This is a genomic window from Collinsella sp. WCA1-178-WT-3 (M1) (assembly GCF_009696325.1).
GTDB lineage: Bacteria > Actinomycetota > Coriobacteriia > Coriobacteriales > Coriobacteriaceae > Collinsella.
Genome location: NZ_VUME01000011.1, coordinates 37739 through 53700 on the forward strand (window position 1 = coordinate 37739; position 15962 = coordinate 53700).

The 15962-nt window shown below is 60.7% G+C and carries 11 protein-coding genes, 1 tRNA gene and 1 other RNA gene; 9 read left to right on the top strand and 4 right to left on the bottom strand.

The annotated features are described in order from the left end of the window. Positions 1–71: 71 nt before the first annotated feature. A complete protein-coding gene (gene cysE / locus FYJ40_RS07235) occupies positions 72–776 on the bottom strand; it encodes a serine O-acetyltransferase (RefSeq protein ID WP_370450655.1) in 705 nt (234 codons plus the stop codon). A 223-nt stretch (positions 777–999) separates the two neighbouring features. Here cysE and FYJ40_RS07240 point away from each other — a divergent pair, with 223 nt between their 5' ends. Together FYJ40_RS07240 and FYJ40_RS07245 are read left to right on the top strand one after the other, a co-directional pair. Then, positions 1000–1647, top strand: a complete 648-nt coding sequence (locus tag FYJ40_RS07240) for a VTT domain-containing protein (protein WP_154517831.1) — start codon at positions 1000–1002, stop codon at positions 1645–1647. A gap of 289 nt (positions 1648–1936) precedes the next feature. Then, positions 1937–2989 carry a branched-chain amino acid aminotransferase gene (locus tag FYJ40_RS07245; protein WP_154517834.1) on the top strand — a complete coding sequence of 351 codons (1053 nt, stop codon included), beginning with the start codon at positions 1937–1939 and terminating at the stop codon, positions 2987–2989. A 558-nt stretch (positions 2990–3547) separates the two neighbouring features. Here the strand turns inward: FYJ40_RS07245 and FYJ40_RS07250 are convergent. Next, positions 3548–4102: a LemA family protein gene (locus FYJ40_RS07250; protein WP_154517837.1), complete on the bottom strand. Its 555-nt coding sequence runs from the start codon at positions 4100–4102 to the stop codon at positions 3548–3550. 211 nt (positions 4103–4313) lie between these two features. On the opposite strand from FYJ40_RS07250, the gene FYJ40_RS07255 reads away from it, so the two are divergent. Further along, positions 4314–4898: a TetR/AcrR family transcriptional regulator gene (locus FYJ40_RS07255; protein ID WP_195838605.1), complete on the top strand. Its 585-nt coding sequence runs from the start codon at positions 4314–4316 to the stop codon at positions 4896–4898. A gap of 2 nt (positions 4899–4900) precedes the next feature. Here the strand turns inward: FYJ40_RS07255 and FYJ40_RS07260 are convergent. After that, positions 4901–4990, bottom strand: a tRNA-Ser gene (locus FYJ40_RS07260). A 51-nt stretch (positions 4991–5041) separates the two neighbouring features. Here FYJ40_RS07260 and tadA point away from each other — a divergent pair. The 5 genes from tadA to bilS all read left to right on the top strand — a co-directional run bounded on the left by tadA (position 5042) and on the right by bilS (position 11844). Continuing rightward, positions 5042–6823 carry a tRNA adenosine(34) deaminase TadA gene (gene tadA, locus FYJ40_RS07265; RefSeq protein ID WP_154517843.1) on the top strand — a complete coding sequence of 594 codons (1782 nt, stop codon included), beginning with the start codon at positions 5042–5044 and terminating at the stop codon, positions 6821–6823. A gap of 177 nt (positions 6824–7000) precedes the next feature. Then, positions 7001–7096: signal recognition particle sRNA small type (ffs, locus tag FYJ40_RS07270), an RNA gene on the top strand. Positions 7097–7437: 341 nt separating this feature from the next. After that, positions 7438–9321 (top strand): ABC transporter ATP-binding protein, encoded by a 1884-nt coding sequence (locus tag FYJ40_RS07275; RefSeq protein ID WP_154517846.1) that lies wholly within the window; start codon positions 7438–7440, stop codon positions 9319–9321. Next, entirely contained in the window at positions 9322–11181 is a 1860-nt protein-coding gene (locus tag FYJ40_RS07280) for an ABC transporter ATP-binding protein (RefSeq protein ID WP_154517849.1), read from the top strand. 111 nt (positions 11182–11292) lie between these two features. Further along, on the top strand, positions 11293–11844 hold the full coding sequence (gene bilS / locus FYJ40_RS07285; protein WP_154517851.1) for a flavodoxin family protein BilS: 552 nt from the start codon (positions 11293–11295) through the stop codon (positions 11842–11844). Between the two features lie 689 nt (positions 11845–12533). On the opposite strand, the gene FYJ40_RS07290 is transcribed toward bilS, so the two are convergent. Further along, positions 12534–14834, bottom strand: a complete 2301-nt coding sequence (locus FYJ40_RS07290; protein WP_154517854.1) for an LTA synthase family protein — start codon at positions 14832–14834, stop codon at positions 12534–12536. Between the two features lie 213 nt (positions 14835–15047). Here FYJ40_RS07290 and FYJ40_RS07295 point away from each other — a divergent pair, with 213 nt between their 5' ends. Then, positions 15048–15917 (top strand): nitroreductase family protein, encoded by an 870-nt coding sequence (locus FYJ40_RS07295; protein WP_154517858.1) that lies wholly within the window; start codon positions 15048–15050, stop codon positions 15915–15917. Positions 15918–15962: the final 45 nt, after the last annotated feature.

Consider the following 15962-nt stretch of genomic DNA (forward strand, 5'->3'; position numbering starts at 1 on the left):
AAAGCGCGCCGGGGATAGATTCCCTGGCGCGCCTTTGCGCTGGCGTGAATGTTGTCATTGGCCGTCCACGTCTAGCGTTCGTCCACAAGTTTGGCAACGAGGGCTTTGAGCTCGGCTACCTCTTGCTCGAGTTCTTTGACGCGGCGGGCGTTCTCGGTGATGCCCTGACGGTTGAGGGCGGACTGCTCGGCGGCATCGTCAGGCATGTACTCGCGGTGCTGCTTGGCATCGAAGCTCTCCTCGAACACGCGGCAGCCGTTGCGCTTGATGATGCGTCCCGGCACGCCCACGACGGTGCAGTTGTCGGGCACGTCCTTGACGACAACCGAGTTGCCGCCGATTTTGACGTTGTTGCCGATGCGAATGTTGCCGAGCACCTTGGCGCCCGTGCCCACGGTGACGTTGTTGCCCAGGGTGGGGTGGCGCTTGCCGGTCTCGTTGCCGGTACCGCCGAGCGTGACGCCCTGGTAGAGCACGCAGTTGTCGCCCACGATGGTGGTTTCGCCGATGACGACGCCCATGGCGTGGTCGATAAAGAAATGCTTGCCGATCTGTGCAGCGGGATGAATCTCGACCCCGGTGATGTGGCGGGTGATTTGCGAGAGCACACGGGCGAGCGAGCGATGACCGTGCTCCCACAGCCAGTGCTCGGGCACGTGGTTCCACTTGGCGTGCAGGCCAGGATAGGAAAGGAAGATGACCAGACCGTTTTGCGCGGCGGGGTCCTGCGTCTGGACGGTCTTGATGTCCTCGCGAATGGTATTGATAAAGCTCACCGGCCGCCCTCCCTTAGCGCCATGGCAATGCGATTCAATAAAGTATAGCGATTCGCTAGGGATTAGGAAGAATAATCTTGGCGGCTTTGCATGACAGGTGTCAGTTATGCAAACTTGCTGGTAATGGAGTCATGCTTTTGTGGGGTTGTGCACGAGGGGGCACCGCAACCGTATACTGGTCAACTTGGACGTATCCGCGCCCACAACTGAGAGGTTTTACTTCATGGGTTTCATCAATTTTATCGCCGAGCTACTCAAAGACCCGCGCACCGCGATTGCCAGCTGGATCGCCGCCGGCCCGCTTATGGCCTACGGCTGCGTGTTCCTCATTATCTTCGTTGAGACAGGCGTGGTGTTCTTCCCGTTCCTTCCCGGCGATTCACTGCTGTTTGCTTCGGGCTTCTTTGCCCATAACGGTGGCTTTAACATCGTGGCCCTGCTGGCCGTAGCATGGGCCGCTGCCATCCTGGGAGACCAGTGCAACTTTATGATCGGTCACTTCTTTGGCAAAAAGATCATCGCTTCGGGCAAGGTCAAGGCCATGACGCCCGAGCGTATCAAAAAGTCCGAGGACTTCTTGGACAAGTGGGGTCACCTGGCCATCTTCCTCGGCCGCTTCTTCCCGTTTATCCGCACCTTTGTGCCCTTCATTGCCGGCATGGGCGGCATGCACTGGCGCAACTTTGTCATCTACAACGTGCTGGGCGGCATTACCTGGTCGACGGTCTTTACACTGCTGGGCTACTTCTTTGGCGGCATCCCCTTTGTGCAGGAGCACTTTGAGTTGCTGATCATTGGCATCGTTGCCGTGTCGATCATCCCGACTGTAGTCGGCCTGGTTAAGGCTAAGCTGGGCAAACAGAACGCCTAGTTCGAGCTGGCGCACAAATCGCGTCGTTGAGGCCCGTCACCGTTTACGGTGGCGGGCCTCTTTAGTTTCGGTCAAATGAAAATACTTTACTTAGTTAAAGAAAAACGTTTTATCTGACGCGCGCGGGGAGTACAATCTCGTCCATGCGAATCGACGTGCCATCGGCTTCGATGTTGCCCGCGTGTCCCGTCCGGCTCTACGCTCCGGGCGTGCGACGTTGCGACACGGTCGGCCTCGGTCCTTGCGTGCGGGTTCGCGAGTATGCAACTGTGTATGTAAGGAGCGACATATGACTGTCGAGAAGAAGGATATCGATTGGGGTAGCCTCGGCTTTGGCTACATGAAGACCGATTACAGCTACGAGGCTCATTGGAAGGATGGCGAGTGGGACGAGGGCGGCCTGACCACCGACCACACCATGCATGTCTCCGAGTGCGGCGGCATCTTCCATTACTGCCAGGAGGTCTTCGAGGGCCTGAAGGCCTACACCGCCGCGGATGGCAGCATCGTCTGCTTCCGTCCCGACATGAACGCTGAGCGCATGTATAACTCTGCCCAGCGCCTCGAGATGCCCCCGTTCCCCAAGGACAAGTTCGTTGAGGCCGTCAAGCAGGTCGTTTCTGCCAATGCTGCCTGGGTTCCGCCTTTCGGCTCCGGTGCGACCCTGTACGTGCGTCCGTTTATGATTGGCTCTGGTGACGTGATTGGCGTGGCTCCTGCTCCTGAGTACACGTTCCGCATTCTCGTGACCCCGGTCGGTCCGTACTTTAAGGGCGGCCTTAAGCCCGTTAAGCTGCGCGTTTCCGAGTATGACCGTGCAGCCCCGCATGGCACCGGCAACATCAAGGCCGGCCTGAACTACGCCATGTCCCTTAAGCCCACGATGGAGGCCCATCGCGAGGGCTATGCCGAGAACCTGTATCTTGACTCCGAGTCTCGCACCTATGTCGAGGAGACCGGTGGCGCCAACGTCCTGTTCGTGAAAGAGGACGGCACCCTCGTCGTTCCGCAGTCGCACACCGACTCGATCCTGCCCTCCATCACCCGTCGCTCGCTCGTTCAGGTCGCTCAGGACCTGGGCATGACCGTTGATCAGCGTCCCGTCGAGTGGGCCGAGGTCAAGGCCGGCACCTTTGTCGAGTGCGGTCTGTGCGGCACCGCTGCTGTTATCTCCCCGGTCGGCGAGATTGACAACAAGGTTTATGGTGCCGACGAGACCGTGACCTTCCCGGCTGGCTGCACCGAGATCGGCCCTGTTATGAAGAAACTTCGCGAGACCCTGACTGGTATTCAGTCTGGTGCTGTTGAGGATAAGCACAACTGGGTTTACACCGTCGCGTAAGCTGTCTTGTATGTTCGGCCCGAGGGCGACCTTCCTTTTCGGCGCGTCCTCGGGCATGAAAGAACCTCCGCTGCGCACTTCGTGCGGCGGAGGTTCTTTCGTCCTGCGGAGTGCGCCTGGGTGTGGGCTCCATAAGGAGCTTGGCCCTAGTGACCCCGCGCAGTTCTGTAGGAAAACCGCGCACCAGGAAGAGGTGCGTGCGCGGTTTTCCGGTTGCCGCTCGCCTGGGGTGGGACGGGGCGTACATTTTTGGGAGTTTTCAGCAGCCGGGTGTGCATGCATACGGGATTTTGGGCGAAAGTCAGGCGTCGTGAGCCGCATCCTGTAGAAAATGAGTGATCCCTGAGGTGCTGAGGGCTCAGAATCAGGGTTTTCAACGCGGTTTTGTGGGCCCGTTCCTGTTTCTTTGGGCTCCGGGATGCTGAAAACTCCAAAATTTGCACGCCGCCCTCTGGGGTACCTGTGGGCAAAAAGCAACCGTCCCGCCGAAGTATGCATTCGACGGGACGGTTTATGCGGTTTATGTATATAGCCGATTCAGGATGCGTTGCCAACTTGTTAGAACTTGACGGTCGGTGCCTGGCGGGCAGCTTCGGCGGCCTCGAAGCCCTGGCGCTCCTTAAACTGGAAGATGCCGGCAAAGATAACGGCCGGGAACGTCTGGATGGCGTTGTTGTAGCTGAGCACGCAGTCGTTGTAGCTCTGGCGCGCGTAGCTCACCTTGTTCTCGGTGTCCTCGAGCGTAGCCTGGAGCTGCATAAAGTTGGTGTTCGCCTTAAGGTCGGGGTAGGCCTCGGCCACGGCAAAGAGCTGGCGCAGTGCACCGGTCAGCACGTTGTCGGCTTCCATTTTGGCCTCGGGGGTGGTGGCGCTTACGGCGGTGTTGCGCGCGTTGATCACGGCGGCGAGCGTGTCCTGCTCGTGCTTGGCGTAGCCCTTGACGGTCTCGACCAGGTTGGGGATCAGGTCGTTGCGGCGCTGCAGCTGCGTGTCGATGTTCTGCCAGGCGTTATCGATGCGATTGCGCTTGGTAACCATGTTGTTGTAGATGCCAGCGATGGCGCAGACGATCACAACGACAACAACGATACCGATGATGACGGGGGGAAGCATGATGTCTCCGTTTCGAATGGCAGCGGCGTTTTGCGCCGGCCGTTGTTGGTATAACGTATCTAGTATACCCGCAACCTTTGGCGGTGCCGAACTTTCCGGTAAGCGTTTTGTTTCAACCAGGGAGGGGGCGCCAATATCGAACGGTTGGTACAGGTGTAAGATATGCGACAAATTACGGAATGCTGTCTACGCCTTGAGGATGGCGATACGGATGGACCTTCGCATCAAGAAAACCTATCGTGCCCTGTTCGACGCCTTTACCGAGCTTTTGGAAGAGTATCGGTTTGAGGATTTGACGGTTGCCATGCTTTGCGACCGGGCCCTGATTCGCCGCACGACGTTCTATAAGCATTTTCGCGATAAAAACGATTATTTTGCCTTCTATATCGATGAGCTTATGACGGGCTTGCCGCAAAACCAGACCGACGCAGCGGACGCGGAGCCGCTTGTGGATGTACAGGCGCTTCGCCATGAGGTCTTTGACGATGCCATGAATATGGTTCTGGCGCATGAGCAGCTCATGGATAACCTTTTGGCGAGCAGCATGTCGGGCATGCTGACCGGCATGATTTGCGACCGCATCGCGCATTCCATCCGTGAGCGCGTGATGAGCTCGCTTGCCGAAGACGCCCTGGCGCCCGTTTCGCTCGAGACGACATCGGAATTTATCGCCGGTGGCATTATTCGAGTGTTCACAAATTGGTGGGAATCGGGCCACGATCTTGAGCGTCGACCCGAGATGGCCGACGTGGTCGATGCGCTGTTTGAGCGCACCATGACGCCGGTGAATCACTAAGGTGGCGGAGAGAGGGGGATTCGAACCCCCGGAACGCTCTCGCGCTCAACGGTTTTCAAGACCGCCGCATTCAACCGCTCTGCCATCTCTCCGTGAGTCGTAATGATAGCATCGTTTTGAATTTGCAACAGGGAAGGCGAACGATGACGATCACCGAAATCGACGAGAAGTTCATGCGCGAGGCGCTGGCGGAGGCGCGCGCCGCTGCGACAGTGGGCGAGGTGCCGATTGGTGCTGTGGTGGTGCGTGCGGGCGAGATTGTCGCGAGGGCGCATAATCGCCGTGAGCTCGACCAGGACCCTTCGGCACATGCCGAGTTTTTGGCCCTGTGCGCCGCCGCTCAGACGCTTGGGCGTTGGCGCCTTTCCGATTGTACGGTCTACGTGACGCTCGAACCCTGCTGCATGTGCGCGGGGCTTATGGTTAACGCGCGCGTGGGGCGTTGCGTGTATGGTGCGGCCGATGCCAAGGCGGGCGCGGTGGGCTCGCTGTATGACCTCAATGCCGATTCGCGCCTGAACCATCGGTTTAATGTGACCGCCGGCGTGCTGGCAGACGAGTGTCGTGAGGTGTTGAGCGGCTATTTTAGTGGGCTGCGTGACACCGATGGTGCTGTCTGCAGTTGTGGGGCCGATCTTGAGGCGCATGCCGCTCATGCCAAGGCACTCGCGTGTGCCGAAGATATTGCCGTTGAGGCGTTCGATTTTGGTGTCGCGTGCCGCCGGCCCCGCCGTGTGCTGTTGGCGATCGATTCCTTTAAGGGCAGCGTTTCGAGCGCGCAGGCAGAGGCGGCCGTTGCCGAAGGCGTGTGCCAGGTGTGGCCCGATGCCGAGCTGAGCGCTTTGCCGCTGGCAGATGGTGGCGAGGGAACGCTCGATGCCGTCGCCGCGCGCGGCGGCGAGCTTTTGACCTGCGAGGTTGCAGGGCCCTTGGGCAATCGCGTGTCTGCCCGGATGCTGGTGGACGGCGAGCACGAGTCGGCTGTAGTTGAGATGGCCGAGGCGGCGGGCATCGGGTATTCGCCCTGCACGGAATCGGCGGCGTTGGCGGCCACAACCTATGGCGTGGGCGAGCTCATGCTCCGTGCGGTCCGTGCCGGGGCAAAGACTATCTATATTGGTTTGGGCGGCAGTGCCACCAACGACGGTGGCGCCGGCATGCTGCAGGCGCTGGGCGCGAATCTTGTCGATGAGTGTGGCTGCAATATCGCCCCCGGTCTTGCGGGTCTCGAACACGTGGTGAGTATCGATTTGGCGCCAGCGCTTCGGGCGCTGAATGGCGTGCGTATCGTGGTGCTTTCCGATGTTGAGAATCCGCTCGTGGGGCGCCGAGGCGCCCTGACGGTGTTTGGCGGGCAGAAAGGCCTGCCGACGGGTGACGTCGAGGCGCTGCGCGGGTACGACGGCTGGATGGTCGGCTACGGTCGTCTGCTCGATGCGGCGATTTTCGAGATGCGAGCCCAGAAGCTTCTGCGCGCGCCCGAGGGCGCACGGGCATTTGGCTCGGTGCTCGGCGTGCCCGGCGCGGGCGCGGCGGGTGGCTTGGGTGCCGCGCTGCTGGCGCTCGGTGCGGAGCTGCGCTCGGGCGTGGAGACGGTGCTCGATTTGATTGGGTTTGACGAGTGCGTTCGCGATGCCGATCTGGTCATAACGGGCGAGGGCAATATGGACGAGCAATCCGCCGCCGGTAAGGCGCCGGTGGGCGTGGCCCGTCGTGCGAAGCGATATAGCAAGCCGGTGGTCGCCGTCGTGGGCGGTCGTGCCGACAACCTGGATGCGGTGTATGGACAGGGTATCGACTTGGTTCTGCCGGTCTGCCGCAGACCCATGCCCCTTGACCAAGCGCTCGACCCCCAGGAAGCCACAACCAACCTCATCTGTGCCGGCGAGGCAGCCGCTCGAGCCTACGACCTCGGCCGTATTTAAGTTTATCCAGGCAAGTCTCAATAAGTTGCGGTGGAATAGTTTCTGTTTTTGGCCTTGGGCCGTAAAGCAGGAACTATTCCACCGCAACTCAAAAGTAGTCTTTTTGGCCCCGTCCCAAATTAGCTACCTTGCCCCATCGGGCAGGAGCGGGTAAGATATACCGAGCGCCAAGCGCGCTCGATGGGTTCGGATGACGACATGTTCCGAATCTGGTCAGGTCCGGAAGGAAGCAGCCATAAGGAGCCTCTGTCGGGCATCCGAATCCATCGAGCGCACGGGCGCTTTTTGGTGCCGCGATGCGGTCCCGGTGCCGGCGGGCTGTTTGGTGTCTCGCTGGTCCTCGGCTTTGCCTGCGGGATCGCTCGACTACCAAACAGCCCGCCGGCACCGGGACCACTTCGTCCAAAAATCACCCGTAGAGGGCGCATTTATCTGAAGAATTGAATCCCGTGTCTTGCGGCGCTCGCTGGCGTTGCCAAAACATCGGCTGCTACATGCCTTGGGCGCTAGGACCGTCGCCCTTACATCTGTAACGAGTTGCTTACGCATCTCCAGGGCGCTCCGTACTATCATGAATCAGATTGAAGAGAGATGATGATAGGGAGCGCCTTTTTATGATTGAGCTGCTCAGGCGTTTTGGTGGTAAGTTTCGCCGGTATATGGTGATTGGCCCTGCGTGTAAGTTGATCGAAGTGATTTTTGACCTACTTACGCCGCTCGTGATTGCCCAGATGATCGATAAGGGTATTGGCGCACGCGATGTCAACGCCGTCGTCCACTACGGTATGGTGCTCGCCGCCATGGCTGTGATCGGCATCTCGTTTACGCTCGTCTGCCAAAAGATGGCGGCGCTCACCTCGCAGGGCATGGGTACTGACATTCGCGGCGCACTCTACCAGCACATCAACAAGCTGAGCTATGCCGAACTCGACCGCTTTGGCACGCCGTCGCTCATTACGCGCATCACCAACGATGTCAACCAGGTGCAGCTTGCCGTGGCGCTGGGCGTGCGCATGCTCATTCGCTGGCCCTTCTTGGCGGTGGGCTCTATGTGCGCGGCCCTTGCCATCGACCTTAAGCTCGGCATCATCTTTTTGATTTGCACGCCCGCCATCGGCTTGGTGTTTTGGTTTGTCATGGCGCGCTGCATTCCGTACTACAAGCAGCTGCAGGCAAAGCTCGACCGCATCGCACTCATTTGCCGCGAGGGGCTTTCGGGCGCCCGCGTGGTCCGCGCCTTTGTGCGCGAGGATCACGAGCGTGAGCGCTTTGCCCAAGCCGCCGACGACCAGGCCCATACTGCCATCGCGGTGGGCAAGCTCTCGTCGATTCTTAACCCCGTCACGTTTTTGGTGATGAACCTAGGCGTGTGCGCCATCCTGTGGGTGGGCGGCATCCAGGTCAACGTGGGTGAGCTTACGCAGGGCCAGGTCATGGCGTTTGTGAACTACATGACGCAGACGCTCACCTCCATCGTGTACGTCGCCAACCTGGTCGTGGTCTTTACGAAGGCGAGCGCCAGCGCGTCGCGCATCAACGAGGTGTTCAATTGTGAGCCGAGCATCACCGATGAGGGCAACCAGCCGGTCGCGCTGCCCAAGCCGAGCGAACTGGCGGGTGGCTCGGCTCCAGTCCCCGCGCTGAGCTTGAGCCATGTGAGCTTTTCGTTTGGCGCGGGCGCTGCCAACGCCGTCAACGATGTGACCCTGGAGCTGCCGGTGGGCAAAACGCTCGGCATTATCGGCGGCACGGGCAGCGGCAAGTCCACACTCGTCTCGCTTATCCCGCGCCTGTACGATGCGAGCGCCGGCAGCGTGAGCGTGATGGGCGCCGACGCGCGCACCTGGCCGCTCGACCAGCTGCGCCATGTGGTTGCGACCGTTCCGCAACGTGCATCGCTGGTGAGCGGCACTATCCGCAGCAACCTGACCTGGCGCGACGAGGCGGCAACCGACGAGGAGCTTTGGGCGGCGCTCGATATGGCGCAGGCCAGCGAGTTTGTGCGCAACAAGCCGCAGGGCTTAGATGCCCCGGTCGAGGCAGGCGGTAAGAACTTTAGCGGTGGCCAGCGTCAGCGCCTGACTATCGCGCGTGCCTTAGTGGGCTCGCCGCAGGTTCTGATTATGGATGACTCCGTCTCGGCGCTCGACTTTAAGACCGACGCAGCGCTTCGCCGTGCCATTCGTGAACGAAGCGTGTGCGGTACCGCCGAGGGCGGGCTGCCGCTGACGACCATCATCGTGAGCCAGCGCGTCTCGACCGTGCGCGACGCCGACGTGATTTGCGTACTCGACCACGGCTCGGTCGCGGGCTTGGGCACGCACGATGAGCTGTATGCAAGCTGCCAGCTCTACCGCGAGATTTGCCAGTCGCAGCTTCGCCGCGAGGAGCTCGAGGGTCAGCAGGGGAGTACGGCGCCCACGCCCGCTCCAAGCCCCGCGTCCGCCCCAGGCGCCCCGACCGCCCCCGCATCCGTCTGCGCAAAGGAGGGCTGCTAAATGAATCCCTACACTTCCTCCGGTTCGGTCGCCACGATGACGGCCAACGTGTCCGGCAACGATAACCTCAACGACCTGGGCGACGGTCCGCGCCAGCCCGGCGATCCCGAGCGCTATCCCGTGGGCGCGGTAACTCGCCGCCTGCTGGGCTATGTTCGTCCGCACCGCATTTCGTTTGTAGCGTCGTTTGTGAGTGCCGCCGCTTCGGTGATCTTGCAGCTCTACACGCCCATCCTCGTCGGCGAGGGCATCGACCTGATCGTCGCCGCCGGGCAGGTGGACTTCGGCGCGCTGCTGCCGCTTGTCACCAAGCTCGCGATTGTCGTCGTAGGTGCTGCGGCTTTCCAGTGGCTGCAGGGCTACTGCGTCAACCGCCTGTCCTACGAGACGGTGCGCGACATGCGCGTGGAGGCGAGCGACAAGCTCAGCCGCATGCCGCTCAGCTTTATCGACAGCCACGCCCACGGCGACCTCATGAGCCGCGTGGTTAACGACGTCGATCAGGTGGGCGATGGCCTGCTGCAGGGCTTTACCCAGCTTTTCACCGGCGTTATCACCATCGTGGGTACGCTCGCGTTTATGCTTTCCATCAACCTGACCATGACGCTCGTGGTGGTGCTCGTCACGCCGCTTTCCATTTTTGCAGCCGGTGCTATTGCCAAGCTCTCCAACAAGAGCTTTACGGCACAGCAGCGCATCCAAGGCCAGCTCGGTGGTCATATCGAGGAGTACGTGGGCGAGCAGAAGCTTGTCGACGCCTTTGCCTATGGCTCCAACGCGCAAGCGAGCTTCGATGCCCTCAATGCCGAGCTCTACACCGCGGGCGAGCGCGCGCAGTTTATGGGTTCGCTTTCCAACCCCGGCACGCGCTTTATCAATAACATCATCTATGCCGTGGTCGCTGTGATCGGCTGCGTGGGCGTGATCACGGGCGTGCCCGCGGCGCTTACGGTGGGCGGCGTACAGATCTTTCTGTCCTATGCTAACCAGTACACCAAGCCGTTCAACGAGGTCACCAACGTCATTACGCAGATTCAGACGGCGTATGCCTCGGCGCGCCGCATGTTTGCGCTGCTCGATGCGCGCGAGCAGGAGCCCGACGCGTCGGACGCTATAGAGCTTGCCGCACCGCAGGGAGAGGTCGCCTTTGAGCATGTGGACTTTAGCTACGTGTCCGACCGCAAGCTGCTGCAGGATATCTGCATCGAGGCCAAGCCCGGCATGCGCTTTGCCCTGGTCGGCCCTACGGGCTGTGGCAAGACAACGCTCATCAATTTGCTGCTGCGTTTTTATGATATCGATGCCGGCCGCATTGCGGTCGATGGCCGTTCCTCGCGTGAATACACGCGCGCAAGCTTGCGCCGCGCTTTTGGCATGGTGTTGCAGGATACGTGGCTGTTCGAGGGCACGGTGGCAGATAACATCGCCTACGGCTGTCCCGATGCCACGCGCGAGCAGGTTATCGAAGCTGCCAAGCGCGCGCATGCGCACAAGTTTATCGTGCAGCTGCCACAGGGCTACGACACGGTGATTGGCGAGGACGGCGGCACGTTTAGCCAGGGTCAAAAACAGTTGCTGTGCATCGCGCGCGTCATGCTCACCGACCCGGCGATCTTGCTGCTGGACGAGGCGACCTCGAGCATCGACACCCGCACCGAGCTGCAGGTGCAGGCGGCATTCGACGAGCTCATGGCCGGTCGCACAAGCTTTGTGGTGGCGCACCGCCTGAGCACCATTCGCAACGCCGACTGCATTCTGGTGATGCGCGACGGCGAGATTATCGAGCGCGGCACACACGACGAGCTGCTGGCGGCAGACGGCTTCTATGCCGATCTTTACCGCAGCCAGTTTGCCCAGTAGGGGCCACCGATTAGCGGCAGGTGGTTTACATCTGTCACGTTGGTACTAAGATATTCATCTAATAAATTGCATTAGTGGCTTTAGTTTTGGGGGAAACGAGGCAACGTGACTATGACGTGCTCTTTGGTGGTTAACAGCAAGAGCGGTAATACCAGGATGGTTTCGGGCGCGATCAAGCGCGCTCTGCAGGCTGCGGGTGTTGAGTTTGTCCATGCCGCGGCGTTGAGCGACGATGCGGATGCAGATCAGGTTGCGCTCGAGGCGCAGGGCGCCTGTGCGGCCGACACGGTGCTCGTCGGTTTTTGGTGTGACAAGGGCGCGTGCACGCCTTCGGTCGCGGCGTTGCTCTCCACCTTGCACGGCAAGCGCGTCTTTTTGTTTGGCACCTGCGGTTTTGGCGCCGACCAGAGCTATTATCAGCAGATTATCGATCGCGTGACCTCCAATTTGGCCAATGATGCCGAGCTTGTAGGTTGGGCGATGTGCCAGGGCAAGATGGGCCCTGCGGTCAAGCAGCGCTACGAGGCCATGCTCGAGCAAGATCCCGACAACGCCCGCGCTAAGATGCTGCTCGACAACTGGGTTGCCGCGAAGGACCATCCGACCAAGGAAGATCTGGACAACATGGCGGCAGCCGCCAAGAAGGCCGTGCTGGGCGAGTAGGTCTATCGCTGCCGCGCGTGCGAAATAATACAGAAGCGAAAGCCTCGAAATCCTCGAGGCTTTTTCTTGACACTCGCGGGAGCAACCGTGGCAAGCGTGTGGGGCGACATTTTCCATCACCCCGATGACGAGGCCGTCCTGGACGACACGCTCAATGCATCCGTTGGATGTATTGAGCGTGGGACGGGCTTTCCAGATGGGCAGGGTTTCGGAAAGTGCGTCCCAGAATCGGCGCTCAGACTGGGATACACTTTCCGCTTTACGCCTTGTCCGGAAACTGTGTCCCGGAATTAAGGCTTGGAATGGGATGCACTTTCCGGTTGAGAGCCTTAGCGGAAAGTGCGATCCGGAATTTACTCTTGAAGTGGGATGCGCTTTCCCAACAGGCCCTCAAGCGGAAACTACATCCCACTCCGGACGTGAATTCTGGGACACAGTTTCCGCGATTCGCATGACAGGCCACGCTTCTACCATGAGGTGAGCGCAGTTTCTTTATCAGCCCACTCAACCCGCAACGGGTGAGGGGCGGCGGCAGGCGAAGGCACGGGAAAGGTCTGTCGCGAGTTCCGCACGCAAAGGGGGCCACTTAATGTGGCCCCCGTCTTGCGCAGGACTGTTTGAGCAGCAGACCTTTCCCGTACCTCCGCCTGCCGCCGATTCGGGCCCCCGACCCCGTTACTTGATCCCCGCTACTTGATCTTGGTCGTACCCGGCGCCAGGTTGGGGTCGGTCTCGTTGGCCTCGGTCTGGAGGTGCTCGGTGTACACGTTCTTGCCGTCGCGGAACATCTCGTAGTACTGCATCTTGGCGTAATCCTCGCGCGCCTTGGTGGCCGCCGCGGCGACGGCGTCTTCGCCGGTGACGTTGGAGGAGAGCGCCCAGCGCAGGCTAGCGTCCTCGTAGCCTACCGAGTTGATGGCGGGCAGCGACTTGCGCAGCGTCATGTGCGCTTTCTGGTAGTCGGTCAGTGGTGCGCCGATCAGCTGCATCAGCTGGGTAGACAGGTAGTTGGTGGACAGGTCGTCGACCTCGCTCGCCTGGTCGCAGCCGGCAACGTCGTAGTTGGCCCAGATGATGTAGTCGGTCTGCCACAGGCGCTCCTGATGCGTAGCGTCGTCCTCGCCGGTAAACCACCTGTCGTTGAACTTGGATGGGAAGAACGGCTGGTGGTCGCCCCAGAACACCACGACCACCTTGCGGTCGAGATTGCGCAGGGCATTGAGGAAGTAGCGCAGCGCCTGGTCGGACTGCTCGATGCACGAGACGTACTCGTCGACATCGGAGAGTGTGCCGTCCTCGATGGTCTTGGCGTCCAGATCGGTCGTGTCGATGTTCAGGTGCATCTGCTTATCTGCCGGCAGCAGGCCCGTATCGTAGCCCGAGTGGTTCTGCATGGTCACGTCAAAGATGAACTGCGGGTCGGCGTTCTGGTTGAGCAGCTCAAGGATTTTGTCGTAGGTTGCCTGGTCGGTCACCATGCCGCGCAAGGTGTCGGCTCCCTGGAAGTCGTTGATAGACAGGAACTGGTCAAAGCCAAAGTCCTTGTAGACGTTCTCGCGGTTCCAGTTGGTTGCGTGGTTGGGGTGCATGGCCGTTGTGGAATATCCGAGCGACTTGAACTGCTCTGCCAGGTTCCCGGTCGTTTCCATGTTGTAGATGGTGTAGGGGTACACGCCCGAGCCCAGGTTGGCCATGGAGTTGCCGGTCATAAACTCAAACTCGGTATTGGCGGTGCCGCCGCCGTAGGCGCTCACGTAGAGCTTGCCGCGGCTGAGGCAGTCGGACAGGTTCTTAAAGTACTGTGGGCCCTCGTAGCCGGCGTACATCTCCTGATAGATCGAAAGATCCGAGAAGGTTTCGTTCATAATGGCGATGACCGTGGGCTTCTCGCTATCGAACTGCTCTTGGGCGGCGGTACGGGCGTCGCTTGTGGCGGCATCGGACTTGTCATAGGCCTTGGCATACTTTTTGAGCGTTGCCTTGGCGTCGTCGGCGGAGTAGTTGGCGGGTTTGGGCGGCTTGATGGACTGTGCCGCACTAATAAAGGCAGGCAGATAACCCTCGCGCCAGTAGCTCTCGAGCGGGCGCCAGGTGTAGACGGTGATGCCGAGGGTGTTGTAGTAGTCGATAAGCGTGACATGCGCGGTCACCCCGCCCAGGCACAGCACCGCCACGAGCAAGTTGGTGAGCAGCATGCGCTTGGCGTTGACGGCACCCTTCTGACGGTGCGGTGCTACCAGGCCGGCGTACTCGCATAGCAGCATGGCGATGGCGGTAAAGCCCATGGACAGCACGCAGAACAGCGAGATCGAGTAGGTGTAGCCGTTGCCGGCGACCGCGGCGGCGGTGGAGATGGCCGAAAGGTCGCCCGGCTGGATGGGCATGGATTTAAACGTGATGACGAAGAACTCGGCAATGCCCAGGATAAAGAGGGCGAAGGCCAGGACGGCGGGAGCTGCGCCGCGGCGCTGGAACAGGAAGAACAGGCCGACCATGAGCGTGGTGATGATGGCCCACTCGAGCAGTATGCATAGGGGGTAGACCCAGGTAAAGTCGTGGTTGGACGAGACCTCCATGCCCAGCAGCGCAAAGACGCCGGCGAGCAGCAGGCACAGGACGGCAGCGACGAGCGGTTTGCCCACAAAGGCGCCGCGCAGACGGGCGAGCTTGCCGGTGGGCGCGGGAGCATCGGCGGAGGCAAACGCAAAGACGCGCGGGGCGATGTGGTCGCGTGCGATGCTGGCCCAGGCGCAGCCGGTGAGGATGGCGTTGGTCAGGATGAGCATCACAAAGGCGAGCGGCTCGTTTTGGGCGACGAGGCCCATGGCGCCCCAAATGGTCAAAAAGACCTGGAACAGACCGAAGGCGACGCTCCAGGCAAGAGCGCCCTTGGCAACGGTGCCCGACTGCGCGCGAATGGCTTTGGCCTCGCGCAAGACAAGGAAGACGGTCGCCGCAAGACCGACGAGCGAGATGGCGGCTGCGAACATGCTGAGACTCCTCACAAACTTAAAACTACGAAAGCGGGGGTTTACCCGATTGTTACCAAGATATGCGCTGCGATTGGTGGTTGCGCACAACAACCAGCCATATTAGCGCGCATGTGTGGCGGTGTGGCGCAATGTAGTGGCGACCTGCGCGATAATGGACGGGAATTACACGGAAACGTAAAGGCTTCTTAAAGAAATGGCGAGGTTAAGGCGATGAACGAGCAGGTTTGTATGACGAGTGCGGGCGACGTGGGCGCTGGCATGGGCGCGGGCGGCTATCCGGTCGAGACCACGGGCAACGCGGTGCTGGACATTTTGGAGCACCGTTCGTCCACGCGCGCTTTTGCGCGCGATGACAACGACCGTCCCGTAGCGGTGACCGACGAGCAGCGGGCGGCGATTCTGCATGCGGCGAGCCGCGCGCCGTCGGCAGGCGCCATGATGATGTATTCCATCGTGAGTATCCGCGAGCAGACAACGCTCGATCGCCTGGCCGACCTGTGCGACCACCAGCCCATGATCGCCAAGGCGCCCTGGGCACTTATATTTGTGGTCGACTATGCCAAGTGGATCGATCTGTTTGAGCACGTGGGTTGCTTTGAACCCGAGTTTGTCGAGCGCACGGGCAAGGCGCCCCGCCGCGCGCCGGGTTTAGGCGACTTTGCCATCGCGGCGCAGGATGCCGTGATCGCTGCCCAAAACGCCGTGGTCGCCGCCGAGGCCCTGGGGCTGGGGAGCTGCTATATCGGCGATGTCGTCGAGAACGCCGAGGAAGTTGCTGCGCTGCTGGACTTGCCGCCCTATACCATGCCGCTGTCGATGCTCATCATCGGCACGCCCCGCAAGGAGCGCCCGGCGATTGCGCATCCCGTGGTGAACCTGGTGCACGAGGAGCGCTATCGCCGCGCCGATGCCGCGACCATGGATGCGCAGGTGGCCGAGATGGACGCGATGTTCCGTCCGCATGCCCGCGAGGTGGGGGAGCGCGTCGTGGATATCTACACCCGCAAGCACACGAGCCCCTTTATGGCCGAGATGAGCCGATCCATGGAGTGGTGGTTCAAAAACTGGCTCGGAAAATGACGAATGTGACAAAGGGACAGTCCCTTTGTCACATTCCATATCGCC

Coding starts and splice junctions, on each gene's coding strand:
- FYJ40_RS07240 (WP_154517831.1), top strand. CDS start 1,000: ATGGGTTTCATCAATTTTATCGCCGAGCTACTCAAAGACCCGCGCACC.
- FYJ40_RS07245 (WP_154517834.1), top strand. CDS start 1,937: ATGACTGTCGAGAAGAAGGATATCGATTGGGGTAGCCTCGGCTTTGGC.
- FYJ40_RS07250 (WP_154517837.1), bottom strand. CDS start 4,102: ATGCTTCCCCCCGTCATCATCGGTATCGTTGTTGTCGTTGTGATCGTC.
- FYJ40_RS07255 (WP_195838605.1), top strand. CDS start 4,314: ATGGACCTTCGCATCAAGAAAACCTATCGTGCCCTGTTCGACGCCTTT.
- tadA (WP_154517843.1), top strand. CDS start 5,042: ATGACGATCACCGAAATCGACGAGAAGTTCATGCGCGAGGCGCTGGCG.
- FYJ40_RS07275 (WP_154517846.1), top strand. CDS start 7,438: ATGATTGAGCTGCTCAGGCGTTTTGGTGGTAAGTTTCGCCGGTATATG.
- FYJ40_RS07280 (WP_154517849.1), top strand. CDS start 9,322: ATGAATCCCTACACTTCCTCCGGTTCGGTCGCCACGATGACGGCCAAC.
- bilS (WP_154517851.1), top strand. CDS start 11,293: ATGACGTGCTCTTTGGTGGTTAACAGCAAGAGCGGTAATACCAGGATG.
- FYJ40_RS07290 (WP_154517854.1), bottom strand. CDS start 14,834: ATGTTCGCAGCCGCCATCTCGCTCGTCGGTCTTGCGGCGACCGTCTTC.
- FYJ40_RS07295 (WP_154517858.1), top strand. CDS start 15,048: ATGAACGAGCAGGTTTGTATGACGAGTGCGGGCGACGTGGGCGCTGGC.